Annotated in this window: 19 protein-coding genes; 8 read left to right on the top strand and 11 right to left on the bottom strand. The window is 70.8% G+C overall.

What is annotated here, in order from left to right:
* Positions 1–94 precede the first annotated feature (94 nt).
* From BM004_RS14720 to BM004_RS14730, 3 genes are all read left to right on the top strand, one after another.
* Complete coding sequence (locus BM004_RS14720; RefSeq protein ID WP_093127715.1) at positions 95–1603, top strand: CoA-acylating methylmalonate-semialdehyde dehydrogenase; 1509 nt, start codon at positions 95–97, stop codon at positions 1601–1603.
* Positions 1604–1773: 170 nt separating this feature from the next.
* Positions 1774–7488, top strand: coding sequence for an alpha-2-macroglobulin family protein (locus BM004_RS14725; protein WP_093214386.1), 5715 nt, complete (start codon positions 1774–1776; stop codon positions 7486–7488).
* Between the two features lie 8 nt (positions 7489–7496).
* Positions 7497–9131: a GMC family oxidoreductase gene (locus BM004_RS14730; protein ID WP_093214388.1), complete on the top strand. Its 1635-nt coding sequence runs from the start codon at positions 7497–7499 to the stop codon at positions 9129–9131.
* Positions 9132–9138: 7 nt separating this feature from the next.
* Here BM004_RS14730 and BM004_RS14735 read toward each other — a convergent pair whose 3' ends face one another.
* Both BM004_RS14735 and BM004_RS14740 read right to left on the bottom strand, forming a co-directional pair.
* Complete coding sequence (locus BM004_RS14735) at positions 9139–9549, bottom strand: cupin domain-containing protein (RefSeq protein WP_093127708.1); 411 nt, start codon at positions 9547–9549, stop codon at positions 9139–9141.
* Between the two features lie 22 nt (positions 9550–9571).
* Entirely contained in the window at positions 9572–10447 is an 876-nt protein-coding gene (locus tag BM004_RS14740) for an AraC family transcriptional regulator (RefSeq protein WP_093214390.1), read from the bottom strand.
* 438 nt (positions 10448–10885) lie between these two features.
* Here BM004_RS14740 and BM004_RS14745 point away from each other — a divergent pair, with 438 nt between their 5' ends.
* Entirely contained in the window at positions 10886–11716 is an 831-nt protein-coding gene (locus BM004_RS14745; protein ID WP_093127703.1) for an alpha/beta fold hydrolase, read from the top strand.
* 13 nt (positions 11717–11729) lie between these two features.
* Here BM004_RS14745 and tetR read toward each other — a convergent pair whose 3' ends face one another.
* Positions 11730–12416, bottom strand: coding sequence for a tetracycline resistance transcriptional repressor TetR (tetR, locus tag BM004_RS14750; protein ID WP_093214393.1), 687 nt, complete (start codon positions 12414–12416; stop codon positions 11730–11732).
* A 106-nt stretch (positions 12417–12522) separates the two neighbouring features.
* Between tetR and tet the strand changes: the two genes are divergently transcribed.
* Both tet and BM004_RS14765 read left to right on the top strand, forming a co-directional pair.
* Positions 12523–13749, top strand: coding sequence for a Tet(A)/Tet(B)/Tet(C) family tetracycline efflux MFS transporter (gene tet / locus BM004_RS14755; protein ID WP_093127698.1), 1227 nt, complete (start codon positions 12523–12525; stop codon positions 13747–13749).
* Positions 13750–13949: 200 nt separating this feature from the next.
* Positions 13950–16742, top strand: coding sequence for a glycoside hydrolase family 19 protein (locus BM004_RS14765; protein WP_218152696.1), 2793 nt, complete (start codon positions 13950–13952; stop codon positions 16740–16742).
* 60 nt (positions 16743–16802) lie between these two features.
* Here the strand turns inward: BM004_RS14765 and BM004_RS14770 are convergent, their stop codons facing one another.
* From BM004_RS14770 to BM004_RS14800, 7 genes are all read right to left on the bottom strand, one after another.
* Entirely contained in the window at positions 16803–17855 is a 1053-nt protein-coding gene (locus BM004_RS14770; RefSeq protein WP_093128111.1) for an ABC transporter substrate-binding protein, read from the bottom strand.
* Positions 17856–17876: 21 nt separating this feature from the next.
* On the bottom strand, positions 17877–19058 hold the full coding sequence (locus BM004_RS14775) for an NAD(P)/FAD-dependent oxidoreductase (protein WP_093127693.1): 1182 nt from the start codon (positions 19056–19058) through the stop codon (positions 17877–17879).
* A 91-nt stretch (positions 19059–19149) separates the two neighbouring features.
* Complete coding sequence (locus BM004_RS14780; protein ID WP_093214396.1) at positions 19150–20553, bottom strand: NAD(P)/FAD-dependent oxidoreductase; 1404 nt, start codon at positions 20551–20553, stop codon at positions 19150–19152.
* Positions 20550–20855 (bottom strand): (2Fe-2S)-binding protein, encoded by a 306-nt coding sequence (locus BM004_RS14785; protein WP_093214398.1) that lies wholly within the window; start codon positions 20853–20855, stop codon positions 20550–20552. Before BM004_RS14785 ends, BM004_RS14780 begins: the two co-directional genes overlap by 4 nt.
* Positions 20856–21650 carry an ABC transporter permease gene (locus BM004_RS14790; RefSeq protein WP_093127686.1) on the bottom strand — a complete coding sequence of 265 codons (795 nt, stop codon included), beginning with the start codon at positions 21648–21650 and terminating at the stop codon, positions 20856–20858. It lies immediately after the preceding gene.
* Between the two features lie 4 nt (positions 21651–21654).
* The gene (locus tag BM004_RS14795) at positions 21655–22515 is read right to left on the bottom strand and encodes an ABC transporter permease (protein ID WP_093127683.1); all 861 of its coding nucleotides are present in this window, start codon (positions 22513–22515) and stop codon (positions 21655–21657) included.
* Positions 22512–23594: an ABC transporter ATP-binding protein gene (locus tag BM004_RS14800; protein ID WP_093214401.1), complete on the bottom strand. Its 1083-nt coding sequence runs from the start codon at positions 23592–23594 to the stop codon at positions 22512–22514. The genes BM004_RS14795 and BM004_RS14800 overlap by 4 nt, the downstream gene beginning before the upstream one ends.
* A gap of 218 nt (positions 23595–23812) precedes the next feature.
* Here BM004_RS14800 and BM004_RS14805 point away from each other — a divergent pair, with 218 nt between their 5' ends.
* A complete protein-coding gene (locus BM004_RS14805; RefSeq protein ID WP_093127679.1) occupies positions 23813–24697 on the top strand; it encodes an IclR family transcriptional regulator in 885 nt (294 codons plus the stop codon).
* Positions 24698–24716: 19 nt separating this feature from the next.
* On the opposite strand, the gene BM004_RS14810 is transcribed toward BM004_RS14805, so the two are convergent.
* Positions 24717–24989, bottom strand: a complete 273-nt coding sequence (locus tag BM004_RS14810; protein WP_093128109.1) for a GIY-YIG nuclease family protein — start codon at positions 24987–24989, stop codon at positions 24717–24719.
* 204 nt (positions 24990–25193) lie between these two features.
* Here BM004_RS14810 and BM004_RS14815 point away from each other — a divergent pair, with 204 nt between their 5' ends.
* Entirely contained in the window at positions 25194–26732 is a 1539-nt protein-coding gene (locus tag BM004_RS14815) for an L-piperidine-6-carboxylate dehydrogenase (RefSeq protein WP_093127676.1), read from the top strand.
* The last annotated feature ends 59 nt before the right edge of the window (positions 26733–26791 follow it).

A 26791-nucleotide genomic window follows, 5' to 3' on the forward strand; every position in this document is an offset into this window, starting at 1 on the left:
ACAATAAGTTCAAGCCTCGTGACTAGGCGAGGGCCGGCTCGCTGCCTAAACTGGCCGCATCCCTCCCATCCCTTCGCCTGCGAGAGCCCTTCTCATGTCCACCTCCATCGACCATTTCATCGCCGGCAAGCCCGCCGCCAACACCTCCGGCCGCACGCAGGACGTGACCAACCCCGCCACCGGCGCCGTCACCGGCAAGGCCGGCCTGGCCGATGCCGCGCAGGTCGCCACCGCGGTGGCCGCCGCGCAGGCCGCCTTCCCGGCCTGGGCCGACACGCCGCCCATCCGCCGCGCGCGCGTCATGTTCAAGTTCCTGCAGCTGCTCAACGAGCACAAGGACGAGCTGGCCCACCTCATCACCGCCGAGCACGGCAAGGTCTTCACCGATGCGCAGGGCGAAGTCAGCCGCGGCATCGACATCGTCGAGTTCGCCTGCGGCATTCCGCAGCTGCTCAAGGGCGACTTCACCGACCAGGTCTCCACCGGCATCGACAACTGGACGCTGCGCCAGCCCCTGGGCGTGGTCGCCGGCATCACGCCGTTCAACTTCCCGGTGATGGTGCCGATGTGGATGTTCCCGGTGGCCATTGCCGCGGGCAACACCTTCGTGCTCAAGCCCAGCCCGACCGACCCGAGCGCCTCGCTGCGCATGGCCGAGCTGCTGAAGGAAGCCGGCCTGCCCGACGGCGTGTTCAACGTGGTGCAGGGCGACAAGGTCGCCGTCGACGCGCTGCTCGAGCACCCCGACGTGAAGGCCATCAGCTTCGTGGGCTCCACGCCCATCGCCAACTACATCTACGAAACCGGCGCGCGCCACGGCAAGCGCGTGCAGGCCCTGGGCGGCGCGAAGAACCACATGGTGGTGCTGCCCGACGCCGACATCGACCAGACCGTGGACGCCCTCATCGGCGCGGGCTACGGCTCGGCCGGCGAACGCTGCATGGCCATTTCGGTGGCGGTGCTGGTGGGCGACGTGGCCGACAAGATCATTCCCAAGCTGGTCGAGCGCACCCGTGCGCTGCAGGTGCTCAACGGCACCAACCTCGCCGCCGAGATGGGCCCGATCGTCACGCGTGCCGCGCACGAGCGCATCACGGGCTACATCGACCTGGGCGAGAAGGAAGGCGCGAAGCTGCTGGTCGACGGCCGCGGCTTCGACGGCAGCAAGGCCGGCGAAGGCTGCGGCGACGGCTTCTGGATGGGCGGCACGCTGTTCGACCACGTCACGCCCGAGATGCGCATCTACAAGGAAGAGATCTTCGGCCCGGTGCTCGGCTGCGTGCGCGTGGCCAACTTCAAGGACGCCGTCGACCTCGTCAATGCGCATGAATTCGGCAACGGCGTGAGCTGCTTCACCCGCGACGGCAACGTGGCGCGCGAGTTCAGCCGCCGCATCCAGGTGGGCATGGTCGGCATCAACGTGCCGATTCCCGTGCCCATGGCCTGGCACGGCTTCGGCGGCTGGAAGCGCTCGCTGTTCGGCGACATGCACGCCTACGGCGAAGAGGGCGTGCGCTTCTACACGAAGCAGAAGTCGGTCATGCAGCGCTGGCCCGAGAGCATCGGCAAGGGCGCCGAGTTCGTGATGCCCACGGCCAAGTAAGCCGCTCCCGTCCGCGTGCGCGGCCCCCGGACCCGGTGCAGTGCCGGGCCGGGTTTTCCTTCCTCCTGCGGTTCTGAAGTTTTTCTTTCGTAGAGTTCGCAATGAACAGTTAGAAACATGGACGCCTTTTAGGTCCAATTCCAGAACACCCAGAGAGGAGCGAGGAGACGATGGCCGCGAACCGCACGAAGAACAAGACTTTCCCCCTGCCTGCCGGCGGCGCGCCGTGGCGCCTGCTGGCCCTTGCGACCGCGTTCGCCGCGGCGTTCGCGGCGCCGCCGCTGCATGCGGCCGGCGTGCTCGGCGTGAGCCCGCAAGGCGAGGCGCGCGACGTGCGGCAGGTGTCGGTGCGCTTCGACGCCGACATGGTGCCCCTCGGCCAGAGCGACGGCGCCGAGCCGGCCACGCTCCAATGTTCCCCCCAGACCCCCGAAGGCCGCGCGCGCTGGATCGGCCCGCGCGCCTGGGCCTTCGAGTTCGCGAAGGACGTGCGCGGCGGCACGCGCTGCAACGTCGTCTTCAAGCCCGGCCTCAAGACATTGGCCGGCGACGCGGTGACCCCGCCGCCCGCGGCCAGCTTCGTTGCCGGCCCCTACGGTTTCTTTGCCTCCTACCCCGGCGAGGGCGCGGAAGTCGCCCCCGACCAGGTCTTCCTGCTGCAGCACATCGACCCGCAGCCGACCGGCGATCCGCAGGCACTGGCCGCGGGCTTCAGCTGCGAGCAGCGCGACGGCGACAAGGTGCTGCGCCAGCCCGCGGTGGCCGTCACCGGCGATGCATTGGCGGTGGCCGTGCGCGCCGCGCCGAAGGGCACTTCGTATGCGCTCGGGCTGCGTTGCGCGCAGCCGCTGCCCGAAGGCGCGCAGCTTCGCCTGAGCCAGGCGGGCGCCGGCAACGCCGAGCCGAAGCGCTTCAACTACACCGTGCGCCCCCGCTTCACGGCCCAGCTCTCCTGCACGGTGCTCGACTACCCGGCGGGCCAGAAGGCCTGCGACCCGCGCCAGCCGGTCATGCTGAACTTCTCGGGCGGCATCGGTCCGGCCCGCGCCGGCATGTTCCGGCTGACCGACGCGTCGGGCGCGGAGCTGCCGTTCGACGTCGTCGACCGGTGGCGCCGCGACGAGGTGCGCCAACTGCAGGTGCCGCCCGCGAAGAACGGCTTCGGCGAAGGCACCCGGTTCACCGTGCGGCTGCCCGAGGATTTCCGCGACGTGCTCGGCCGGCCGCTGGCCAATGCGGCGGAGTTTCCGAAGACCGTCGAGTTCGCGCGCCTGCCGCCGTACCTCGGCGTGGCCAACCCGTTGGCGGTGATGCCGTGGCAACCTGGCAAGTCCGAGGCGGTGGCCGCCTTCGCGGTGCGCCACGCCGAGAAGTCGCTGCCGCTGCGGCAATGGCGCCTGGGCGGCGAGATGGGCGCGGGCATCGAGGCCTACGCCATCGAGTTGCTGCAAGGCCAGCAGGACGGCCAGTGGCCCTCCGACCAGCTGAACACCAGGGCCGGCGCGCCCCGCACCTCGACGCTCGACACCCGCGGCGGCGCGATGGAATTCGTCGGCGTGCCGCTCACCGCGCCCGGCCTGCATGTGGTGCGCGCCGACAGCGCCGCGTTCGCGCAGTACATCGACACGCGGGCGCTGCCCGCCGGCCAGGCGCGCGACACCGCGCCGCGCCAGCGCTATGCGGTGGTGCAGGCCACCAACCTCAACCCCGGCGCGAGCTTCAGCGACGGCGGCGCGTCGGTGATCTGGGTCACCGCCTTCGACAGCGCGAAGCCCGTGGCCGGTGCCGACGTGGCCGTGTACGCGTGCAACCGCGAGCTGCTCTGGCGCGGCAAGACCGATGCGCAGGGCCTGGCGCAGCCCGGCGAAGCCCTGCGCGGCAAGCTCGCGTGCCGCTACGACAGCGCGCGCCCCGTGGCGCCGCGCTTCGGTGGCGGTGGCGGCAACAACAGCCCCTGGGTGGTGGTGCGCGCCGGCGACGACATGGCGCTGATGCAGGTCTCGCCCGGGTGGAACGGCTTCTACGCCGGGCGCAACGCGCAGAACGTCCGCGCCCACACCGTGCTCGACCGCACCCTGTTCAAGGCCGGCGAGACGGTGAGCATGCAGCACGTGGTGCGGCTGCTCGAAAGCCGCGGCTTCGCGCTGCCGCCGGCGGGCACGCTCGACGTGGAGATCCGCTACGGCTGGAGCGACAAGGTGCACACCGCGAGCGTGCCGCTGGGCGCCGACGGCAGCGCCTCGCACCAGTGGACGATTCCCGTCGCCGCCAGGCTCGGCGTCTACACGGTGGCGGTGTCGCAGGGCGGGCGGCAGCTGGCCAGCACGCAGTTCCAGGTCGAGGAGTTCCGCACCCCGGTGTTCGACAGCGAGCTGCGCGCCAGGGCGCTGTGGGAGCGCGATGCGCAGCTCGCGGTGGTCGATGCGCGGCTGAGCTACTTCGCGGGCGGCGCGGCCGCCGGCCTGCCGGTGACCGTGCAGCAGGGCTGGACGCGCGACGTGCAGGGCCCGCGCCCCGGCTACACCTTCTATGAGGAAGACGCCGATGCCGCGCTGACCACGCCGCCGGCCATCGCGGTGCAATCCACGAAGCTCGACGCCGCCGGCAAGGCGCAGCTGCGGCTCAAGGCGCCGCCGCTGGAGCGGCCGATGCTGCTGCAGACCGAACTCAAGTTCCAGGACCCGAACGGCGAGACGCAGACGGTGGGCGCCGGCACCATGCTGTGGCCCGACCGCATGAAGCTCGGCCTGCGCATGCGCGCGAAGGACCGCGACCGGGCGCAGGCCGTGGAAGGCATCGCGCTCGACGACAAGGACCAGCCGCTGGCCGACGAGCCCGTCACCGTGCGCGTCAAGCCGGTGCAGCGCGACTGGAACAGCGGCCGCCAGCGCTTCACCGACCTCGGCCCCGAGGTGGACGTGTGCAGCACCCGCACCGACGCGCAGGGCCAGTGGTCGTGCGAATGGCAACTGCCCGCCGTGCAGGAACACAAGCAGGTGAGCGAGCTGTGGCTGTTCAACGCCAGCGCCGCCAGCCTGAAGCACAGCCGCGCCGTCGTGCGCACGGCCATGCTGCAGTACCGCTGGGCGCTGGGCTGGCAGGAGGCCGCGGCGCGCTCCGCGCTGAAGCTGGAGAACGGACCGTCGTACGGACCCGGCGACACGGCGCTCGTCGTCGCGCGCCCCGAGCGCCTGCCGGCGTACCTGCTGCTCACCACCGAGCGCGAAGGCGTCATTGCCGCCAGCGTGCATGTGCTCGGCGCGATGGAGCAGCGCATCGACCTGCCGCTCACCGCGCAGCACGCGCCCAACGTGCACCTGGCCGCGCGCTATGTGTACCCGCTGCAGGGCGCCGGCAAGGACGAGCCCATCGCCAGCACGCAACGCGCCGACGTGCCGGTGCGCCCCGAGGCCTGGACGCTGTCGGTCAGTGTGCGGCCCACGGCCGCCGTGGCGCGGCCGCGCACGCAGGTGCCGATGGAAGTCACGGTGCGCGACGCCGCCGGCCAGCCCCTGGCCGACGCGCGCGTCACGCTGGTGGCGCTCGACCAGGCCCTGCTGGCGCTCAAGCCCAACGACACCTGGTCGCTGGCCAAGGTCATGTTCGCGGCGCGCGGCAACGCCGTGACCAGCACGGCGCTCGACACCCGGCTGCTGCGCCGCGTCGAGACCGGTCCGCAGCCGCAGCACCAGCCCAACGACGAGGCCGACCGCGGCGCGTTCGGCGCCGTGCCGGCACCGGCCGCCGTTGCAGCGATGCGCGTCGCCAAGCCCGGTGGCGGGGCCGACGAACCGCCCCCGCCGCGCAGCGACCTGTCTTCGCTGGTCCTCTGGCGCACCGACCTGCGCACAGACGCCCGGGGCATCGCCCGCGTCACCGTGCCGCTGAACGACGCGCTCACGCAGTTCCGCATCGTCGCCATCGCCAGCGCGGGCGAGGCGCAGTTCGGCCAGGGCGAGACCACGATCACCAGCACCCAGCCGCTGCAGATCTTCAGCGGCCTGCCCGAGCTGCTGCGCGCGGACGACGCCATCGTGCAGAAGCTCAGCCTGCGCAACACCGGCGCCGGTCCGCTGGCCGTGGTGCTCAAGGCCGAAGCGGCCGTCGAGCCCGACGGCGACTGGCCGGGCGCGCGCGACGTGGTGCCCGCCGACGCGCTGGCCGCGCGCGGCCTGAAGATCGAACGCCGCGTGCAGCTCGCGCCCGGCCAGACGCAGGAAGTGCTGTGGCCCGTGGCCGTGCCCGCGGGTGCCGGCATGCTGCGCTGGCGCATCGGCGCGCAGGGCGGTGGCGAACGCGACGCGCTGGAGATCGCCCAACGCGTGGTGCCCGCGCTGGCCGCCACCGTGCGGCAATCGACGCTGCTGGCGGTGGCCGACGCCGGTGCCGTGCCCGTCGTGCAGCCGCGCGACGCGGTGCCGCTCACCGGCGGCGTGCGCGTCGCGCTGCAGTCCAGCCTGGTCGACGCCGCGCTGGCCGAGTCGATGCGCTGGATGGCGCAGTACCCGTACATGTGCCTCGAGCAGCAGAGCTCGCGCTTCGTCTCGCTCGACGACCGCGCGGGCTGGGACAAGCTCATGGCCGAGCTGCCGAAGTACCTCGACGGCAAGGGCCTGGCGCGCTACTTCCCGGAGGCCACCTTGGCAGGCAGCGAGATGCTCACCGTGCAGCTGCTCGACCTGGCCCGCGCCAAGGACTGGCCGGTGCCCGAGGCGCAGCGCGGCCGCATGCTCGACGCGCTCGACGCCCTGCTGCAGGGCCGCCTGGGCGCGCAGGACTGGGCGCCGCGCAACGACCTCGAGCCGCAGCAGCTCGCCGCGCAGGCCACGCTGGTGGAGCATGGACGCGCGAAGATCGTGGTGCGGCCGAAGGCGCTCGACGCGCTCTCGGCCCAGTCGCTGGTCGACTGGTCGCGCACGCTCATGGCCATGCCCGCCGGCGCCGAACGCGACGCCGCACTGCAGCAGGCCGGCGCGCAGCTGCGCAGCCGCTTCGACGTGCAGGGCACGCGGCTGCGCTGGCGCGACGAGTCGGCGCTGCACTGGTGGTGGTTCATGTGGAGCGGCGACAGCACCGCCGCGCGCATGGCGCTGCTGGCGCAGAAGTGGGCCGAGACCGACGCGGCCTGGAAGGCCGACGCACCGCTCATCACGCAGGGCCTGGTCGGCCGGCAGAACGCGGGCCGCTGGGGCACCACCACCGGCAACGCCTGGAGCACGGTGGCGCTGCGCCGCTTCCAGCAGCAGTTCGAGGCCGGTCCGGTCGACGGCGCCACGCGCGCCACGCTGGGCCGCACCACGCGCGATGCCGCATGGGCCGACGCCAAGGCGCCGGGCATGCTGCTGCCGTGGCCCGCACAAGCGGCGCAGGGCACGCTGCAGCTTCGCCACGAAGGCAACGGCAAGCCCTGGGCCACCGTCAGCACGCTGGCCGCTGTGCGCAACGCGCAGCCCGTGGCCAACGGCCTCGTGGTGCGCCGCAGCGTCACGCCGGTGGAGCAGAAGCGCAAGGGCCAGTGGTCGGTGGGCGATGTCTACCGCGTGCGGCTCGACCTCGAATCCACCGCCGAGCAGACCTGGGTGGTGGTGCGCGACGCCGTGCCTTCGGGTGCCAGCCAGCTCGGGCGCGGCCTGGGCCGCGAAAGCAAGCTCGCGCAGCGCGACGAAAGCGGCGCGGGCTGGGCCTGGCCCAGCTACATCGAGCGCGCCACCGACAGCTACCGTGCCTACTTCCGCTACGTGCCGCGCGGCAACTGGCGCGTGGAGTACACCGTGCGGCTGAACAACGCGGGCGAGTTCAAGCTGCCGCCGGTGCGCGCCGAGGCCATGTACGCACCCGAAGTTTTCGGCGAGGGCACCGCCCAGACCATGACCGTGAAACCCTGAGAAAAAAGATGAGAGACAACGACAACACCTTCGACTACATCATCATCGGCGCCGGCACCGCGGGCTCGCTCATGGCCAACCGGCTGAGCGCCGACAAGCACAAGCGCGTGCTGCTGATCGAGGCGGGCCGCAAGGACGACTACCACTGGATCCACATCCCGGTGGGCTACCTGTACTGCATCGGCAACCCGCGCACCGACTGGCTCTACAGCACCGAGCCCGACGCGGGCCTGAACGGCCGCGTGCTGCGCTATCCGCGCGGCAAGACGCTGGGCGGCAGCTCGAGCATCAACGGCATGATCTACATGCGCGGCCAGTCGCGCGACTACGAGCACTGGGCCGACGTGACCGGCGACGAAGGCTGGCGCTGGCAGAACGTGCTGCCGGCCTTCAAGAAGCACGAAGACCACTACCTGGGCGCCAACGAGATGCACGGCGCGGGCGGCGAATGGCGGGTGGAAAAGCAGCGCCTGCGCTGGGACATCCTCGACGCCTTCGCCGAGGCCGCGGTGCAGGCCGGCGTGCCGCACTCCACCGATTTCAACCGCGGCAGCAACGAGGGCGTGGGCTACTTCCAGGTCAACCAGAAGAACGGCTGGCGCTGGAACACCGCCAAGGCCTTCCTGCGCCCGACCTGCTACGGCCGGCCCAACTTCGAGCTGTGGACCGGCGCGCAGGTCTCGCGCCTGCTGTTCGAGACCCTGCCCGACGGCACGCGCCGCTGCACCGGCGCCGAGGTGTGGAACGGCACCGAGATGACCACCGCCACCGCCTCGCGCGAGGTGGTGCTGAGCGCGGGCGCCATCGGCTCGCCGCAGATCCTGCAGCTCTCGGGCGTGGGCCCTGCCGAGTTGCTGCGCCAGCACGGCATCGACGTGGTGCTCGACGCGCCGGGCGTGGGCGCCAACCTGCAGGACCACCTGCAGATTCGTGCTGTCTACAAGATCGACGGCGCCCCCACGCTCAACGTGATGGCCTCGTCGATGGTGGGCAAGGCGAAGATCGGCCTCGAATACCTGCTCAAGCGCAGCGGCCCGATGAGCATGGCGCCCTCGCAGCTCGGCGCCTTCACGCGCAGCTCGCCCGAGTGCGAGTGGCCCAATCTGCAGTACCACGTGCAGCCGCTGTCGCTCGACGCCTTCGGCGATCCGCTGCACAGCTTCCCGGCCTTCACCGCGAGCGTGTGCAACCTCAACCCAACCAGCCGGGGCTCGGTGCGCATCAAGAGCAAGCGCTTCGAAGACGCGCCGGCCATCGCGCCCAACTACCTGAGCACCGACGAAGACCGCAAGGTGGCGGCCGACTCGCTGCGCGTGACGCGCCGCATCGCCGAGCAGCCCGCGCTGGCCAAATACAAGCCGCAGGAATGGAAGCCCGGCGCGCAGTACCAGACCGACGAAGACCTGGCGCGCCTGGCCGGCGACATCGCCACCACCATCTTCCACCCGGTGGGCACGACCCGGATGGGCGCCGATGCCGACCCGATGGCGGTGCTCGATTCGCGCCTGCGCGTGCGCGGCGTGCACGGCCTGCGCGTGGTCGATGCGGGCGCGATGCCCACCATCACCAGCGGCAACACCAACAGCCCGACCTTGATGATGGCCGAGAAGGCCGCGGGCTGGATCGTCGAAGACAACCGCTGAGCCCGCGTCAGATCCACACGTCGTTCGCTCGGGTGCGGTCGCTTTCCGCGTCGCCGGTGTTGACCACGCCGCGCGGCTCCACCAGCAGGACGTGCGTTTCGCCGCTCGCGAACGGCTTGTGTTCCACGCCCTTGGGCACCACGAACATCTCGCCGGTGCGCAGCGTGACGGCGCCGTCGCGGAAATCGATCCGCAGTTCGCCGGCCACGACGAGGAAGCACTCGTCGGTGTCGGCGTGGCTGTGCCACACGAAGTCGCCCTGCAGCTTGGCGATCTTGAACTGGTAGTCGTTCATCTCGGCGACGACGCGCTGCGACCAGTGTTCGTGCAGCAGCGACAGCTTGTGGGCGAGGTTGACGCTGGCGTAGGTGCGGGCAGCAGGCGTGGGGATGGTGTGGACGGTGTGGGTCGGTGTCATGGCGCTTGGCGGTCCTGAAGATTCAATCGAACCGCACTCTAGAAGGCCCTCCACCGGTCGTCTTGAACGATCGTGCGTCGTTCGTGAGGTCGTGCCCGGCCCTGAAGATGCGCAGCCACCGCGCCGGTGTCACGCCGAAGGCCTCCGCGAACTGCCGCGTCATGTGGCTCTGGTCGGCGAACCCCGCCAGGGCCGCGCAATCGGCCAGCGGCCGGCCCGCCAGCATGTGGCCGCGGGCGCGGTCGAGCCGGCGCAGCGTGACGTAGCGGTAGGGGCTCGTGCCGAAGAAGGCGCGAAAGTCGCGCGAGAGGCTCCAGCGGTCACGCCCCGCCGCCGCGGCGAGCGCGTCCAGCGTGACGACGCGATCGGGCTCGTCGTGGATGAATTCGCGCGCGATCCGGGCCGCGCGAAAGTCGCCCGCCACCTTGCGTTCAGGCGACCCGGCGGCGGCCTGCAAGGCGAGGGCCAGCGAAAGCACCGCGTCGTCTTCCTCGAGCGCTTCCAGCGGGGAGTCCAGGTGGTCCAGCAGCGCCCGCGCCGCGTGGGCGAGGCGCCGGTCGGTGGACACGCCGCCCGTGACAAAGGGCAAGGCCACACCGCCCAGCGCCTGCTGCAGCCGTGCCGGCTCCACGTACAGCATCCGGTAGCGAAAGCCTTCGTCCGTGCCGGCGTGGCCGTCGTGCACTTCGTCGGGATGCAGCACGACCGTGTTGCCGGCCAGGCTGTGGCGCAGCGAGGCGCGGTAGGTGAACGACTGCACGCCGGCCATGGTGCAGCCGATGGCGTAGGTGTCGTGGCGGTGCAGGGCGTACGCGTCGCCCTGGAAGAAGGCCTCGATGCGCTCCAGGCCGCCGTTGCCGGCGCCGCGCAGCAACCAGTCCGCCGGCGGCGGGCTCATGGCGCGGCCTGCCCGCCGCGGCGGGCGGAGGAGCCCGTCCGGCGGAACGGGGCAGCGGAATGGCGCGTCATGGGGGTTGCGGCTGAGGGGTGGAAGAACGGCGACTCTAGACCGGCCCGCACCGCGCGTCGAGCACCGGTGAGAACGTGAAAGGCACCGGCATTTTGTTCAAGATGCGCCGCGCCGTTTGGCCGACAGTCTCGTGCCCGGCGCAGCAATTCCGCGTTCGCCGGCGCACAACCCAGCCAGGAAAGAAGCATGTCCGACACCCACACGACCCCCGAGACCGGCACGGCAGACACGACAGGTGCATCGCGGCGCCGTATTCTGGCGGGTGCGGCCGGCATCGTGTCCGCGTCCGCCTTCGGTACTTCAACAGCGGCTGCCGCGCCCAAACACGCGGCGCCACCGGTTCCCAACCACTTGAAAGGATCTCCCATGAGCTTTGTCACCACCAAGGACGGCGCGAACATCTTCTACAAGGACTGGGGACCGCGCAACGCGCAGCCCATCGTCTTTCACCACGGCTGGCCGCTGAGCGCGGACGACTGGGACACGCAGATGCTGTTCTTCGTCGGCAAGGGCTACCGCGTGATCGCGCACGACCGCCGCGGCCACGGCCGCTCCTCGCAGACCGCGGACGGACACGAGATGGACACCTACGCGGCGGACGTCGCCGCACTGACCGACGCCCTGGACCTGAAGAACGCCGTGCACATCGGCCACTCCACGGGCGGCGGCGAAGTGGCGCGCTATGTGGCCCGCGCCAAGCCGGGCCGCGTGGCCAAGGCGGTGCTGGTGAGCGCCGTGCCGCCCATCATGCTGAAGACGCCGGCCAACCCCGGCGGCCTGCCGCTGGAGGTGTTCGACGGCTTCAGGGCCGCGCTCGCGGCCAACCGCGCGCAGTTCTTCATCGACGTGCCCACCGGCCCGTTCTACGGCTTCAACCGGCCGGGCGCGAAGGTCTCGCAGGGCCTGATCGACCGCTGGTGGCTGCAGGGCATGATGGGCGCGGCCAACGCGCACTACGAGTGCATCAAGGCGTTCTCGGAGACCGACTTCACCGAAGACCTGAAGAAGATCGACGTGCCCGTGCTCGTGATGCACGGCACCGACGACCAGGTCGTGCCCTATGCGGACTCGGGCCCGCTGTCGGCCAAGCTGCTCAAGCACGGCACGCTCAAGAGCTACGACGGCTACCCGCACGGCATGCTGTCCACGCACGCGGACGTGATCAACCCCGACCTGCTGGCCTTCGTGAAGGGCTGAGGCCGAGCCGCCTTCAGCGGCGCGGCGCGGGGCTGCGCCGCTTGGGGGCGGGTGGGGTAGGGGCAGGGGCGGGCGCCTCGGGCGAGTCCTCTGCCAGGCGCGCCTTCGCGCCTTCGAGCATCAGGTCCACGCCGATCTCGAACAGCGCGTCGGGCCCGGCCCGGCGGTAGCTGGCGAACGCCTCGGCCAGCAGCGGGTGCGAGGCCGCGGCGGCATCGAGCGCCTGCTGCTGCGCGGCCGCGTCGGGCGGCGTGGCCTGTTGCTCGAGCACGCAGCCCACGGTGTAGCGGCCCAGCGCAATCAGCAGCGTCATCGCTTGCACCACGGGCACGCCCAAGCCGACCACGGCCGCGATCTGGGCCTCGACCATGTCGAGGTCGCCCGGGTCGGGCTCGGAGCCGGCATGCAGCCGCGCGCCGTCGCGCCGCGCCAGCAGCGCGCGGCGAAAGCTGCGCGCGTTCTCGCGCAGGAACGCGTCCCAGGTCTCGCCGGGCAACGGCAGCTTGCGCTCGTGCGCGCGGTGCAGGATCTCGCCGTTCATCGCGTCGAGCAGCGCGCGCTTGTTGCGGAAATGCCAGTACAGCGCGGGCTGCTGTACGCCGAGCCGCTCGGCCAGGAGCCGGGTGCTGAGCTTGTCCATGCCGACCTCGTCGAGCAGCGCGAGCGCCGCCTCGAGGATCGTTTCGCGGTCCAGTTTCATGCCGATGTAGGTGTGCCGATGGGTGTGCTGGAGTGTGGATGGTGCGGACGGTGACGTGCGCGGGTGCTTCACACGCCAGAATTTATCGCTGATAATTTCCTTATCAATGATAAATTTCAACGATTCCCCACCCGCTCCGGCGAGCAGCAGCCGCCACGCGCATGCCGTGATCCTGGCGATTGTCACGCTCGACGCCGTCGGCATCAGCTTGGTCATGCCGATCGTGCCGGGCCTGCTGCGCGAGGTCGGCCACACCGGCGACCTCGGTTGGCGCTTCGGCGCCTTTCTTTCGCTCTACGCGCTGATGCAGTTCCTCTGCGCGCCCGTGCTCGGCGCGCTCAGCGACCGCTTCGGCCGCCGGCCGGTGCTGCTCGTCTCGGTGGCGGGCGCGGCCATCGACGCGCTCTTCATGGCCTTCGCGCCCTCGCTGTGGATGCTGTTCGTGGGCCGCGCCGTCGCGGGCATGACCGGCGCGAGCATGGCGGTGGCCTCGGCCGCCATTGCCGACCTCACGCCCGAGCACCAGCGCGCGCGCTGGTTCGGCCGCATGGGCGCGTGCTTCGGGCTGGGCTTCATCGCCGGGCCGGCGATCGGCGGCGTGCTCGGCGACCACGGCGTGCGGCTGCCCTTCGTCGCGGCCGCGGTGCTCAACGGCCTGACCTTCCTGGCGGGCCTGCTGCTGCTGCGCGAGTCGCGCCCGCCGGCGCTCGTGGCGCAGCCCTTCGACCGCGGCGTGCTGCATCCGCTCGCGCCGCTGCGCTGGGCCGCGGGCTTTCCGGCGCTGCTGCCGATGCTCGGCGTGTTCGGGGTGCTGGTGCTGGTGGGCGAGGTCGCCGGCACGACATGGGTCATCTACGGCGAGGACAAGTTCGCCTGGAACGGCACCATGGTCGGCCTCTCGCTCGCGTGCTTCGGGCTGTTCCATGCGCTGATGCAGGCCTTCGTGGCCGGTCCGGTGGCCGAGCGCTGGGGCGAGCGCGCGACCATCGCCATCGGCACCGCCGCCGACTTCACGGCCTACGCGCTGATCGCCTTCGCCACGCGCGGCTGGATGGCGCTCGCGCTGCTGCCGGTGCTGTGCCTGGGAGGTGTCGCCGCGCCGGCGCTGCGCTCCTCGCTGTCGTCGCGCGTGGGCGAGGACCACCAGGGGCGGCTGCAGGGCGTGCTCGCGAGCATCACCAGCCTGGCCGCGGTGCTCGGGCCGCTGCTGATCAGCCCGCTGTACTTCGCGTACCGCGCCACCTTCCCGGGCATCGTGTGGCTCGCGGGCGCGGCGGTGTACGTGCTGTGCCTGCCGGTGCTGCTGGCGAAGATCGCGCCGCGCGGACCTTGAAGCCCGTGAAGCCCGTGAAGCGCGCGAAGCGCGTGAAGGCCGTACGGCCCGTGACGCCCTGAACCGCGGCGCACGAAGCGTTACAGCCGGGCTCCACCTTCGGCATACGCAGTTCGTGGAATTTCCTTCGCCGCCCGCAAGCGGAAAGATGCGCAGGCCGCACAGCTTGCGACACGTCGTCGCCCGAAGGAGCCCTTCCCATGCTGACCGATCTCCAACTTGCGCAGATCATGCGCAACGCCTCGCAGCGCCGCCGCGCGCTGTTCCTGCAGCCGCTCAACGACGCCATGAGCGCGCACGGCATCGACACGCCGTTGCGCATGGCGGCCTTTCTCGCGCAACTGGCGCACGAGTCGGGCGAGCTGCAGTTCATGGAGGAGATCTGGGGGCCGACCGCCGCGCAGAAACGCTACGAGCCGCCCAGCGACCTCGCGCGCAGGCTGGGCAACACGCAGCCCGGCGACGGCCGGCGCTTCAAGGGGCGCGGGCCGATCCAGATCACCGGGCGCGCCAACTACAAGACCTTCGGCGACCTGATGGGGCTGGACCTGGTGGGCAACCCCGACCAGGCCGCGACGCCCGAGGTCGCCTTCTCCGTCGCGGGGCTGTTCTGGGAGCGCAAGGGCCTCAACGCGCTGGCCGACGCGGGCAACTTCACGGAGGTGACGCAGCGCATCAACGGCGGGCAGAACGGCGCGGCCGACCGCGAGCGCTTCTATGCGGTGGCCAGGCAGGTGCTGGGCGCGAGCGCGCCGGTGCAGGCTTCGGCACGCGCGGGTACAGGTGCCGGTGCAGGTGCCGGCGCAGGTTCCGGCAGGAGCGCCAAGGCCCGCGCCGGCACGGCAGCGGCCGACGCGCTCGAACGCGGCCCCGAGCTGATCGCCCTCGACACGGCGGCGCAGGCCGCGAAAGAACCGGTGGCGGCCAAGCCGTCCACGGGCCGCGCGAAGAAGCGCCCGGCTTCGGCGCAAGCCGGCGCCGCCGCGGATGCGGGCACGCCCGAACGCGTGCTCGACGCCCGCCCCGACACGCTCGACTTCCGCGACCTCATGTACACGCCCACGCTCATCGAGGTGCCCACGCACGTGCCGCTGGGCGACTACATCGACTACGGCGTGCCCATCCTCGACCAGGGCAGCGAAGGCGCGTGCACCGGCTTCGGGCTGGCCACGGTGGCCAACTACCTGCTGCTGCGCCGCCGCGTGATACCCGACAACGTGCCGGTGAGCCCGCGCATGTTCTACGAACTGGCGCGCCGCTACGACGAGTGGCCGGGCGAGAACTACAGCGGCTCCAGCGCGCGCGGTGCGATGAAGGGCTGGCACAAGCACGGCGTGTGCTCCGAGACGCTGTTCCCCTACAAGCCCGCGAAGAAGAGCGACCCGCAGGGCCTGACCGACGCACGCACCTCCGACGCGCTGCGCCGGCCGCTGGGCGCCTACTTCCGCGTGAACCACAAGGACATCGTGGCCATGCACTCCGCGCTGGCGGAGGTCGGCATCCTGTACGTCACCTGCACCGTGCACGCGGGCTGGAACGCCGTCGGCGCCGACGGCGTCATCACGCAGTCGCCCACCATCACCGGCGGCCATGCCTTCGCCATCGTGGCCTTCGACGACCAGGGCTTCTGGCTGCAGAATTCGTGGGGCGCGGGCTGGGGCCGGCAGGGCTTCGCGCGCATCAGCTACGACGACTGGCTCGAGAACGGCAGCGACACCTGGGTGGCGCGGCTCGGCGCGCCGGTCACGCTGCGCCGGCTCGAGTCGATCGCGGCGGTGCATGCCGCGGCGGCCGCGCAGTCGAACGCCTACTCGTTCGCCGACCTGCGCCCGCACATCGTGAGCGTGGGCAACAACGGCATGCTCAAGGCGGGCGGCGACTACGGCTGCACCGAGGCCGAGCTCGCGCGCATCTTCGAGGACGACATTCCGCGCGTGACCCAGGGCTGGGACAAGCCGCGCATCCTGCTGTATGCGCACGGCGGGCTGGTGAGCGAGCAGGCCGCCACGCAGCGCCTGGCCGAGTACCGCCCGCCGCTGCTGGGCGGCAACGTGTACCCGCTGGCCTTCATCTGGCGCACCGACTACTGGACCACCGTCACCAACATCCTCAAGGACACGGTGAGCCGCCGGCGGCCCGAAGGCGCGCTCGACGCCACCAAGGACTTCATGCTCGACCGGCTGGACGACGCGCTGGAGCCGCTGGCGCGCGTGCTCACGGGCAAGTCGGCGTGGGACGAGATGAAGCAGAACGCACTGGCCACTGGTGGCCCCGGCGGGGCGGCGGTGCTGGTGGCCGACCACCTGAAGGCGCTCGCGCAGAAGCTGCCGGGCCTGGAGATCCACATGGTGGGCCACAGCGCGGGCTCGATCCTGCTCGCGCCGGTGGTCAAGCTGCTCAACGACCGCGGCCTGAAGGTGCAGACCTGCACGCTGTGGGCACCGGCCTGCACGGTGGAACTGTTCCGTTCGGCCTACCTGCCGGCGATGCAGAAGGGCACGCTCGGCAAGATGGCCGTGTTCGCGCTCAGCGACAAGACCGAGCGCGACGACAACTGCGGAAAGATCTACAACAAGTCGCTGCTGTACCTGGTGTCGGCGGCCTTCGAGAAGGAGGCGCGCATTCCGCTGTTCCGCGAGGGCGAGCCCATCCTGGGCATGGAACGCTGGATCGACGCGGACCTGCGCCAGACCTTCCAGAAGCTCGGCGCCGAGCTGGTGCTCGCGCCGAACAACCAGCCGGACGATTCGCAGAGCGCCTCGGGCGCCATGCACCACGGCGACTTCGACGACGACGAGAAGACCGTGATGTCGACCTTCCGCCGCATCGTCGCGGGCGCCAAGGCGCCGAGCCAGGCGTCTGCAAAGGCCCGCGCCATGGCCATGCCGCCGCCCGCGGCCACCGAGCGCGAGGGCGCGACGCCGATGTTCAGGCGCTCCGAGTCGTCGTTGCGCGACCAGCGCACGATCATCGACCTGAAGACGTCGCGCTAGCTGGCGCCCGCAGCGCTCACCGTCACGCCCTCGGGCGCTCGGGCGCTCGGGCGCGCGGGTTCAGCGCTCGATCGTCTTGTTCCAGCGCGCGTTCCACGCGGGCCGGTTCGCGTTGATGCTTTCCCAGTCGATGGTCACGGCCGTCTTCATCCACTTGTTGATGTCGGCCACCTGCGCGGCGCCTTCACCCTCGGCCGGGGTCTTGGGGTTGGTCGGGATCTGCGCGCCGTACTGCAGCACGTTGGCCTGCGCCACCGGGCTCAGCAGGAACTCGGCGAGCTTCTGCGACAGCTCGGGCTCGCTGTTGTTGGCAATCACGCACTGGCCCACCATGAGCACGACCGCGCCTTCCTTGGGGGGCGCGTACTCCACCGGAATGCCCTTGGTCTTGAGCGCCGCCACGGCCGTGGGCGTGAGCGGGAAGATGGCGGCCTCGCCGGTCTGCACCATCTCCGACAGCTTGGCCGAGCTCGGGATGTACTCCAGCACGTTCGGCCCCACCGTGGTGGGCCAGGCCTTGAAGCCGGGTTCCACGTTCTTGTCGTTGCCGCCCTGGATGCGGTTGAACATCAGGAAGCCGTGCAGGCCGAAGGACGAGGACGACATCGACTGGAACACCACCTTGCCCTTGTACTTGGGGTCGGCCAGGTCCATCCACGAGGTGGGCGGCGCCCAGCCCTTTTCCTTGAACATCTTGGCGTTGTAGGCCAGGCCCGTCATGCCCAGGCTCACGCCGCTGGCCATGTCGTCCTTGAAGCGCGCGGCCGGGTAGATCTCGCTGAGCGACTGGCTGGGCTTCTGCTTCTGGCACAGGCCCATGCCGATGGCGCGCACCATGATGCCGTCGTCCAGGAACATCACGTGCATCTGCGGCTTGTCCTTGTTGGCCTGCGCCTTGGCCAGGATGTCGGAGGAGGTGCCCGGCACCACCACCACCTTGGCGCCGTAGGCCTTCTCGAAGGCCGGGAACACGTACTGCGTGTACGCCTTCTCCATGGTGCCGCCGTTCATGCCGATGTAGAGCGTCCTGGTCTGGGCGCTGGCGACGCCGGTGGCTGCGAGCAGCGCGGCGAGGAGGAGGAGGGACGTTGGGGACTTGGCGGTGCGGGACATGGTGATGCTCTCCAATCAAGTTCAGGTGGGGGATGCGGTGGGAACGGCGGAAACCGTGGCGGACAGGGAAACGGGCGGCGTGTCGAAGCGCTCGATGGCGAAGGCGTCGATGGGGGTCTCGGTATGCCCGTCGCGCGCGAGGTCGGCCAGCACCTCGCCGGCGGCCGGGCCGATCTGGAAGCCCGCGCCCGAGAAGCCGAAGCCGTGGAACAGGCCGGGCGTGGTGCGGCTGGGCCCGAGCACCGGCTGGCGGTCGGGCAGGTAGCCCTCGGTGCCGCCCCAGGTGCGGATGATGTGCGCATGGCGCAGCGCGGGCAGCAGTTCCACGGCCTGCTGCGCGAGCAGCGCAATGCCCTCGCGCTCGGCGCGCGCGCGGTCGGGGCCGAGCGTGAGGCCGTTGCCCCCGCCGATCACCAGGTTGCCGCGTTCGACCTGGCGGCAGTAGATGCCGCCGCCCTCCACGCCCAGGCTCCAGTCCATGAAGTGCGCCACCGGTTCGGTCACGGCCATCAGCGGGCTGCGCCAGGTCAGCGGCGGTGTCTCGCCGAACTGGGCGGCAATGGCGCCGGCCCATGCGCCAGCGCAGTTGAGCAGCACGGGGGCCTGCACTTCGAGCGTGCCTTGCGCATGCGCGGCGCGCACCATGAACAGTTCGCCGTCGTGCGCCACCTCTTCGACCTTGTGGCGCTCCAGCACCTGCGCGCCCGCGCGCTGCGCGGCGAGCGCGAAGGCCGGCGACACCAGCCGCGGGTTGGCCTGCCCGTCCTCGAGGCACAGCGAGCCGCCCACCGCGCGCGTGCCGAGCCAGGGGCACTGCGTGCGCAGGCGCGCGGCGGAGATGAGTTCGAGGCCCAGGTCGAAGTCGCTGCTGAGCGCCCGGTAGCGCTCCAGCGAGGCCATGTCGGCTTCGCTGCGCGCGATCTTGAAATGGCCCGAGCGGATGTACTCGCCGTCGGTGCCCAGCAGCGCGGGCAGCTGGGCCCAGATGCGGTGCGCGCGCTGCGCGAGCGGCAGCTGGCTCACCGGGCGGCCCTGGCGGCGCACGCCGCCGAAGTTCACGCCGCTGGAGCGCGAGCCGCACAGGTCGCGCTCCAGCAGCACCACGGCGGCCCCCATGCGGCGCAGCGCGAGCGCGGCCGAGGCGCCGACGATGCCGCCGCCGACGATGACGACGTCCGTTCGCAGTTTCTGGATCGTGCTCATGCGGGTGCTCCCTGTCTTTCTCCCTCCCCTTCCGGGGGAGGGTTGGGGCGGGGGCAAGACCAGGACCGAAGAACGGTGAACGGGCGGGTGCTCATGTGCCGCTCCCTTCGGCCGGCACGAGCCGGATCGGAATCGGCTTGATCGGCGCCTGCCCGCGCAGCCGGCCGACCTGCTGCAGCGGCTGCTGCGTGGCATGCGCGAGGATCTCGGCCGCGGCCACGCCGCACATGCGGCCCTGGCAGCGGCCCATGCCCACGCGCGACAGCGCCTTGAGCCGGTTCATCTCGTTCGCGCCGTTCACGGCCACGGTCTGGCGCAAGGTGCCCGCGGTCACGTTCTCGCAGCGGCAGACCACGAGGTCGTCGGGCGCGTGCGCGGCCCAGTCCTGCGGCACCGGGAAGGCGCGCTCCAGGCCACGGCGAAAGCCCGTGAGCCTGTCGAGCCGGCGTTCGAGTTGCGCCGCGCGCGCGGTGTCGATCGCGACGCCGTTGTCCGCGAGCAGCGCCAGTGCCGCGCGCTCGCCGGCCCATTCGGCCGCGTCCGCGCCCATGATGCCGGCGCCATCGCCCGCGAGGTACACGCCCGGCACGCTCGCGCGGCCCGCCGCGTCGCGCACCGGCAGGTGCGCGCGGTGCATGGGCGCGTAGTCGAAGCGGCAGCCGAGCAGGTCGGCCAGTTGCGTCTCGGAGCGCAGCGCGTAGCCGAAGCCGATGGCGTCGCAGGCCAGCGTGCGTTCGGCGTTGCCGTCCTGCCAGGCCACCCCGGTCACGCGGCTCTGCGCGTCGTCGCCGAGCACGCGCAACGGCCGCACGCCGCTGTGCAGCGCCACGCCGTGCGCGCGCAGCCAGCCGACGTAGTACACGCCCTTGGCGAACACCGCGGGTTGCGTGAGCATCGCGGGCGTGGCGGCGATCTGGTCCGCAAGGCGCGCGGTGTCGAGCACCGCGGCCACGTCCACGCCGGTCTTCGCATACTGGTAGGCCACCAGGTACAGCAGCGGCCCGGTGCCCATGAACACCACGCGCCGCCCGATGGCGCAGCCCTGGAACTTGAGCGCCACCTGCGCGCCGCCCAGCGTGTAGACGCCGGGCAGCGTCCAGCCCGGCACCGGCAGCACGCGGTCGGTGGCGCCGGTGGCCACGACCAGGTGGCTGTAGGGCACCTGGCGGGTGGCTTGCGTGGGGCCGTGCATCACGTCGAGCTGGCCGTCCTGCGCGTTCCACACGAGGCTGTCGGGGTGGTGTTCGATGCGCCCGCGCAGGCCGTCGAAGGCCGCGTGCAGCGCATCGGCGCGCTTCGACTCGAAGCCGTAGAGCGTCTTCGCGGTGCGCTGCGCCAGGCCCGCGGGCGGGCGGCGGTAGATCTGGCCGCCGGCGCGCGGCGCCTCGTCGATCACCACGGGCCGCAGGCCGTGCGCCACCAGCGTCTGCGCGGCGCGCACGCCGGCCGGGCCGGCGCCCACGATCACGGGACGGAGTTCGCTTGCAGCGGTCATGCGCCGTTCTTTCCGGTGACCAGCGCCATGCCGGGCGCGATGAAGGTCGAGCAGGCGCGCAGCCGTTCGCCTTCGGCGGTGGCGATCCAGCAGTCCTGGCAGGCGCCCATCATGCAGAAGCCCGCGCGCGGCAGGCCGCTGAATTCGTTGCGCCGCAGCTGGCCGCATTGGGTGAGCACGGCGGTCAGCACGGTGTCGCCGGCCAGGGCGCTGGCCGGTGCGCCGTCGAGCGTGAAGGGCACGGCGTCGCGCCCGGTGGTCTCGGCCACGCGGTGCAGCAAGGCAGGGGAGGTCTTCGTCATCTATCTGCGCCCCACCAGCACGCGGTCCAGGCCGTACACGCGGTCGAGCACGATCATTGCCGCGGCCGTCACCGCCACCATCAGCGCCGACACGGCCGCCATCAGCGGATCGATCGACTCGGTTGCGTACATGTACATGCGCACCGGCAGCGTCACCGTGCTGGGCGAAGTCACGAAGATCGACATCGTCACTTCGTCGAAGCTGTTGATGAACGACAGCAGCCAGCCGCCCGTGACGCCCGGCAGGATCATCGGCAGCGTGATGCGGCGGAACACCGTGGCCTGGCTCGCGCCCAAGGAGAGTGCGGCCTGCTCGGCGCTGCGGTCGAAGCCCACCAGCGCCGCCACCACCAGCCGCAGCGTGTACGGCGTGACGATGAGCGCGTGCGCCATCACCAGCCAGGCGAAGCTGCCCGTGCCGCCGACCAGCGCGAACAGCCGCAGCAGCGCCACGCCCAGCACCAGGTGCGGCACGATCAGCGGCGACAGGAACAGTCCGTTGAGAAAGTCGCGCCCCGGGAACTCGTAGCGCGTGATCGCCATGCCGGCCGGCACCGCCAGCAGCGTGGCGATGGTGGCCGAGCTCAGCGCGAGCCACAGGCTGTTCCAGAACGACTGCATGAAGTCGGGGTGCGCGAACACCGCCTTGAACCAGCGCAGCGAGAAGTGGGTGGTCGGAATGGTCAGCGTGTTCTCGGGCGTGAACGCCACGATGCACACCACCACCAGCGGTGCCAGCATGAAGACGATGACGAGCGCGTTGAACGCGAGCGCGATGGGGCCGTTCTTGTTCATCGCTTCAGCCCAGCGCTTTCTTGTAGCGGCCTTCTACGAGGCGGTTGTAGCTCAGCATCACGACCAGGTTGGCCACCAGCAACACCAGCGCCACCGCGGCGCCCAGCGGCCAGTTGAGTTCGCTCAAATATTCGTCGTAGACGATGGTCGCGACCATCTTGAGCCGGCGCCCGCCCAGCAGGCCCGGAATCGCGAACGAACTCGCGGCCAGGCCGAACACGATCAGGCTGCCCGAGAGAATGCCCGGCATCACCTGCGGCAGCACGATGCGCCGCAGCGTGGTGAAGGGCGTGGCGTTGAGCGACAGGGCCGCGTTCTCCACGCCGGGGTCGAGCTTCTGCAGCGAGGTCCACACCGGAATCACCATGAAGGGCAGCATCACGTGCACCAGCGCAATGACCACCGCCGCGTTGGTGTAGAGGATCTTCACCGGGCCGATGCCCACCAGCTGCAGCAGGCCGTTCACCGCGCCCTCGGGCCCGAGCAGCATGCTCCAGCCGAAGGCCCGCACCACCACCGACACCAGCAGCGGCGCCAGCACCACCAGCAGCAGCACCGAGCGCCACGGGTTGCGCATGCGGCTGAGCACATAGGCCTCGGGCGCGCCGACCAGCACGCAGATCAGCGTGACCAGGCCCGAGACCCAGAAGGTGCGCCAGAAGATGCCCAGGTAGTACGAGTCGGAGAACACCAGCGCGTAGTGCTCGAGCGTGAACTCGCCGGCCTTCGGGCCCGTGGCCGGGTCGTACACGTTGAACGACAGCACCGCGGTGAGCAGCAGCGGCACCACCAGCAGCGCGGTGAACAGCAGCAGCGCGGGGCCGGAGAGCCACCACGGGGTGGCCTTGTTCTGCAAGGTGCTCATGCGGCAACCGCCTTGGCCGCGCCGGCGTCCGCCGGCAGCAGCCGCATGCAGTGCGCGGGCCAGTCGATGCCGGTGCGCGCGCCTTCTTCCAGCGCGTCGCGCCCGTCGTTGGGGCTGAGCACCGTGAGGTCGCCCACGGGCGTGGCCACGCGGTAGAGCCACTGGCTGCCGAGGAAGAAGCGCTCCTGCACCTCGCCGTCGAGCCGGCCGCGGCCCGGCGCCACCAGCTGCAGCTTTTCGGGCCGCACGCTCAGCAGCGCCGCGGCGTCGACGCTGAAGCCGGTGTCGTCCACGTCGAGCGACAGCGCGCCCACTTCCACGCAGGTGCGCGTGGCGCCGCTGCCGGACACGCGGCAGTCCAGCAGGTTGGCCTTGCCCACGAAGGTGGAGATGAAGCGCGTGCTCGGGTGTTCGTACACGCGCTGCGGATGGTCGATCTGCGTGGCGCAGCCGCCTTCCATCACCACCACGCGGTCGCTGATGGACATGGCCTCGCTCTGGTCGTGCGTGACCATCACCGTGGTGGTGCCCACCTTGCGCTGGATCTGGCGCAGCTCGAACTGCATCTCTTCGCGCAGCTTGGCGTCCAGGTTGGACAGCGGCTCGTCCAGCAGCAGCACCGGCGGCTCGATCACCAGCGCGCGGGCCAGCGCCACGCGCTGCCGCTGGCCGCCCGAGAGCTCGCGCGGGTAGCGCGCGGCGTGCGCCTCCAGGTGCACCAGCGCCAGCGCCTGCTTCACGCGTTCGGTGCGCTCGGCCTTGGGCATCTTGCGCATCTCCAGGCCGAAGCTCACGTTGTCGGCCACCGTCATGTGCGGGAACAGCGCGTAGGTCTGGAACACGATGCCCAGGCCGCGCGTGTTGGCCTTGGCGTGCGTGATGTCCTTGCCCGCAAGTTCGATGCGCCCGCTGCTCACGGCCTCGAAGCCCGCAATCATCTGCAGCGTGGTGGTCTTGCCGCAGCCCGACGGGCCGAGCAGCGAGACGAACTCGCCTTTTTCCACCGTGAGGTTCATGGCCGAGACCGCGCGGGTGGTGCCGTAGAACTTGGTCACGTCGGTGAGCCGGAGGAATGACATGGAACGGTGCCTTTCTGCGGGGGCGAAAAGAGGGCTGGAGGCACCACGGTTCATCTTGGTGCGGGCCATGGACGGCTGGCTGCTTTCGATTCACTCTATTGCAACGATTGCGCCAGATCGCCTCGGGTATTCCATTAATCAGAATCTTTCTTCAATTTATTCCGTTCAATGGAATATGATGACCTGAAACAATGGATCTGATTCTGCAGGAGCAAGGTATGGAAAGCACTTTGGCGAACACCCCGGCGAGCACCCCGGCCACGGCGGCGTCCAGCGGCGGCGTGCCGCGCGTGTTTTCGGTGATCCGCGCGCTCGGCGCGGTGCAGGCCGAGGGCGGCCGCGTGACCCAGATCGCGCGGTCGGTGGGCCTCACCCAGGCCACCACGCACCGTTTGCTGCAGTCGCTCATGGCCGAGGGCATGGTCGAGCAGGACGAGCGCAGCAAGCTCTACCGCCTGAGCATCGACTTCTTCGCGCTCGCGGCCAGCGCGGGCAACCCCGGCGACCTGCGCTCCATCTGCCGCCCGGTGCTGCTGCGGCTGTGCGCGAGCCTGGGCGACAGCATCTTCCTATTGGCGCGCAGCGGCTTCGACGCCATCTGCCTGGACCGCAGCGAGGGGCCGTTTCCGATCCGCTCGTTCACCGGCGACATCGGCGGGCGCATTGCGCTGGGCGTGGGGCAGGGCGCGCTGGCCATCCTGGCGTTCCTGCCCGAGGCCGAGCGCGAGGAAGTGATCCGCTTCAACCTGTCGCGGGTGCGCGAGTACGGCGTGTACGACGAGGTCTACCTGCGCACCGAGATCGAGCGCGTGCGCCAGAACGGCTATGCGGGGCGCAACACCGGCCTGCTCGAAGGCATGGCCGGCGTGGCCGTGCCGATCCTCGACCGCGAAGGGCGCGCCGTGGCGGCGCTGAGCGTGGGCACCATCGCCGACCGGCTCAACGCCGACCGCATGCCGACGGTGGTCGACCTGCTCAAGCGCGAGGCGGCGGCCATCGGGCCGAGGATCAACCCGTTCGATGCGACGCTGCGGCGGCCCGCGCAGAGCCTCGCGGGCTCGCCGGCGGCGCAGCGGATCAGCCTGCCGGACGCGCCGGCCTGAATTTCGACCGAAAGGCCGGCTACGCGTCGAAGAAGGCCAGCTTGCGTGCGCGCGGCAGCGCCTTGAGCCTGATCTCCGCCCGCAGCGCGGCGCCCTTGTCGGGGTACTCGCGGGCCGCCAGCACGCGCAGCGGTGGCCGCGCGCGCGTGAACTTGGCGCCGAGTCCGAAGACATGCTGGAAGAAGCGCTGCTCCACGTCGAGCGCGATGCCCGCGTAGTACACGCCGCCTTCGCATTCCAGCAGGTAGAGCCAGTAGGGCTTGGGCGATAGGTCGGGCGGGGTTCGGGGCACGTGCCGATTGTGCAGGGGGCCTGTGGGTGGCCTGTGGGCCGCCATGCATCGTGCGTTGAACGAAGATGTGACCCCGTAGTTCATTCGCCAAACGCATCAAGTCCTTCCATATTTTCACTAGGCAAGCGCGCGGGATTCGCTGATATTGGCCGGGTCCCGCACCCCCTTTGCCTTCTTGTTCCACCTCCTTCCCGGAGCGCGTCCATGTCCGAAGCCCACACCTCCCTTCCCGTAGCCACCGAAGTCGCACAGCTGCTCGAGCGCCTCGGCGTGCCCCGTGCCGCCCATACCGGCGGCGAGCTGACGGTGCGCTCGCCGGTCACCGGCGAGGTGGTCGCGCAGGTGCCGCAAACCTCGCCGGCGGACGCCACCGCCGCCATCGGCCGCGCGCACGACGCGTACAAGGCCTGGCGCAACGTGCCGGCCCCGCGCCGCGGCGAGCTGGTGCGCCTGCTGGGCGAAGAGCTGCGCGCCGCCAAGGCCGACCTGGGCCGCCTGGTCACGCTGGAGGCCGGCAAGATCCCGTCCGAAGGCGCGGGCGAGGTGCAGGAAATGATCGACATCTGCGACTTCGCGGTCGGCCTGTCGCGCCAGCTCTACGGCCTCACGCTGGCCACCGAGCGCGCCGAGCACCGCATGATGGAAACCTGGCATCCGCTGGGCGTGTGCGGCGTGATCTCGGCCTTCAACTTCCCCGTGGCTGTGTGGTCGTGGAACGCCGCGCTGGCACTGGTGTGCGGTGACTCGGTGGTGTGGAAGCCTTCCGAGAAGACCCCGCTCACGGCGCTGGCCGTGCATGCCATCGCGCAGCGCGCCATCGCGCGTTTCGGCGACGCGCCCGAGGGCTTGCTGGGCCTGCTGCTGGGCCAGCGCGACATCGGCGAGGTGCTGGTGGACGACCACCGCGTGCCGATTCTCTCGGCCACCGGCTCGACCGCCATGGGCCGCCAGGTGGGGCCGAAGCTGGCCGCGCGCTTCGCTCGCGCCATTCTCGAGCTGGGCGGCAACAACGCCGCCATCGTCACGCCCTCGGCTGACCTCGACCTCACGCTGCGCGGCATCGCCTTCGCGGCCATGGGCACGGCCGGCCAGCGCTGCACCACGCTGCGCCGCCTGTTTGTGCACGACAGCGTGTACGACGCGCTGGTGCCCAAGCTGGCCAAGGTCTACGGCAACGTGCAGGTCGGCGACCCGCGCGCGGCCGGCACGCTGGTCGGCCCGCTGATCGACCGCGCGGCCTTCGACGGCATGCAGAAGGCGCTGGGCGAAAGCCGCGAGATCGGCGCCACGGTGCATGGCGGCCAGCGCGTGGAGGGCATCGGCACGAACGACGCCTTCTACGTGCGCCCCGCGCTGGTGGAACTGAAGTCGCACGACGGCCCGGTGCTGCGCGAAACCTTCGCGCCCATCCTGTACGTGGTGCGCTACGGCACGCTGGACGAAGCCATCGAGTGGCACAACGCGGTGGGCGCGGGCCTGTCGTCGTCGATCTTCACGCTGAACGTGCGCGAGGCCGAGCGCTTCATGTCGAGCGCGGGCTCCGACTGCGGCATTGCCAACGTCAACATCGGCCCGAGCGGCGCTGAAATCGGCGGTGCCTTCGGTGGCGAGAAGGAAACCGGCGGCGGCCGCGAAGCCGGCTCCGACAGCTGGAAGGCGTACATGCGCCGCGCCACCAACACCATCAACTATTCGACCGCGTTGCCCTTGGCCCAAGGCGTGACCTTCGACATCGGCGACTGATCGCCTTCCCGGTTCGCCCGAACCCGCCGCGCGGCACTGTGCCGCGGTGGCGGGCGGGC

The organism is Variovorax sp. OK212 (assembly GCF_900112425.1).
Lineage (GTDB): Bacteria > Pseudomonadota > Gammaproteobacteria > Burkholderiales > Burkholderiaceae_C > Variovorax.

What these genes read in the sequence shown, in the direction of transcription:
- BM004_RS14720 (WP_093127715.1), top strand. Translation starts at nt 95, where the DNA reads ATGTCCACCTCCATCGACCATTTCATCGCCGGCAAGCCCGCCGCCAAC.
- BM004_RS14725 (WP_093214386.1), top strand. Translation starts at nt 1,774, where the DNA reads ATGGCCGCGAACCGCACGAAGAACAAGACTTTCCCCCTGCCTGCCGGC.
- BM004_RS14730 (WP_093214388.1), top strand. Translation starts at nt 7,497, where the DNA reads ATGAGAGACAACGACAACACCTTCGACTACATCATCATCGGCGCCGGC.
- BM004_RS14735 (WP_093127708.1), bottom strand. Translation starts at nt 9,549, where the DNA reads ATGACACCGACCCACACCGTCCACACCATCCCCACGCCTGCTGCCCGC.
- BM004_RS14740 (WP_093214390.1), bottom strand. Translation starts at nt 10,447, where the DNA reads ATGAGCCCGCCGCCGGCGGACTGGTTGCTGCGCGGCGCCGGCAACGGC.
- BM004_RS14745 (WP_093127703.1), top strand. Translation starts at nt 10,886, where the DNA reads ATGAGCTTTGTCACCACCAAGGACGGCGCGAACATCTTCTACAAGGAC.
- tetR (WP_093214393.1), bottom strand. Translation starts at nt 12,416, where the DNA reads ATGAAACTGGACCGCGAAACGATCCTCGAGGCGGCGCTCGCGCTGCTC.
- tet (WP_093127698.1), top strand. Translation starts at nt 12,523, where the DNA reads ATGATAAATTTCAACGATTCCCCACCCGCTCCGGCGAGCAGCAGCCGC.
- BM004_RS14765 (WP_218152696.1), top strand. Translation starts at nt 13,950, where the DNA reads ATGCTGACCGATCTCCAACTTGCGCAGATCATGCGCAACGCCTCGCAG.
- BM004_RS14770 (WP_093128111.1), bottom strand. Translation starts at nt 17,855, where the DNA reads ATGTCCCGCACCGCCAAGTCCCCAACGTCCCTCCTCCTCCTCGCCGCG.
- BM004_RS14775 (WP_093127693.1), bottom strand. Translation starts at nt 19,058, where the DNA reads ATGAGCACGATCCAGAAACTGCGAACGGACGTCGTCATCGTCGGCGGC.
- BM004_RS14780 (WP_093214396.1), bottom strand. Translation starts at nt 20,553, where the DNA reads ATGACCGCTGCAAGCGAACTCCGTCCCGTGATCGTGGGCGCCGGCCCG.
- BM004_RS14785 (WP_093214398.1), bottom strand. Translation starts at nt 20,855, where the DNA reads ATGACGAAGACCTCCCCTGCCTTGCTGCACCGCGTGGCCGAGACCACC.
- BM004_RS14790 (WP_093127686.1), bottom strand. Translation starts at nt 21,650, where the DNA reads ATGAACAAGAACGGCCCCATCGCGCTCGCGTTCAACGCGCTCGTCATC.
- BM004_RS14795 (WP_093127683.1), bottom strand. Translation starts at nt 22,515, where the DNA reads ATGAGCACCTTGCAGAACAAGGCCACCCCGTGGTGGCTCTCCGGCCCC.
- BM004_RS14800 (WP_093214401.1), bottom strand. Translation starts at nt 23,594, where the DNA reads ATGTCATTCCTCCGGCTCACCGACGTGACCAAGTTCTACGGCACCACC.
- BM004_RS14805 (WP_093127679.1), top strand. Translation starts at nt 23,813, where the DNA reads ATGGAAAGCACTTTGGCGAACACCCCGGCGAGCACCCCGGCCACGGCG.
- BM004_RS14815 (WP_093127676.1), top strand. Translation starts at nt 25,194, where the DNA reads ATGTCCGAAGCCCACACCTCCCTTCCCGTAGCCACCGAAGTCGCACAG.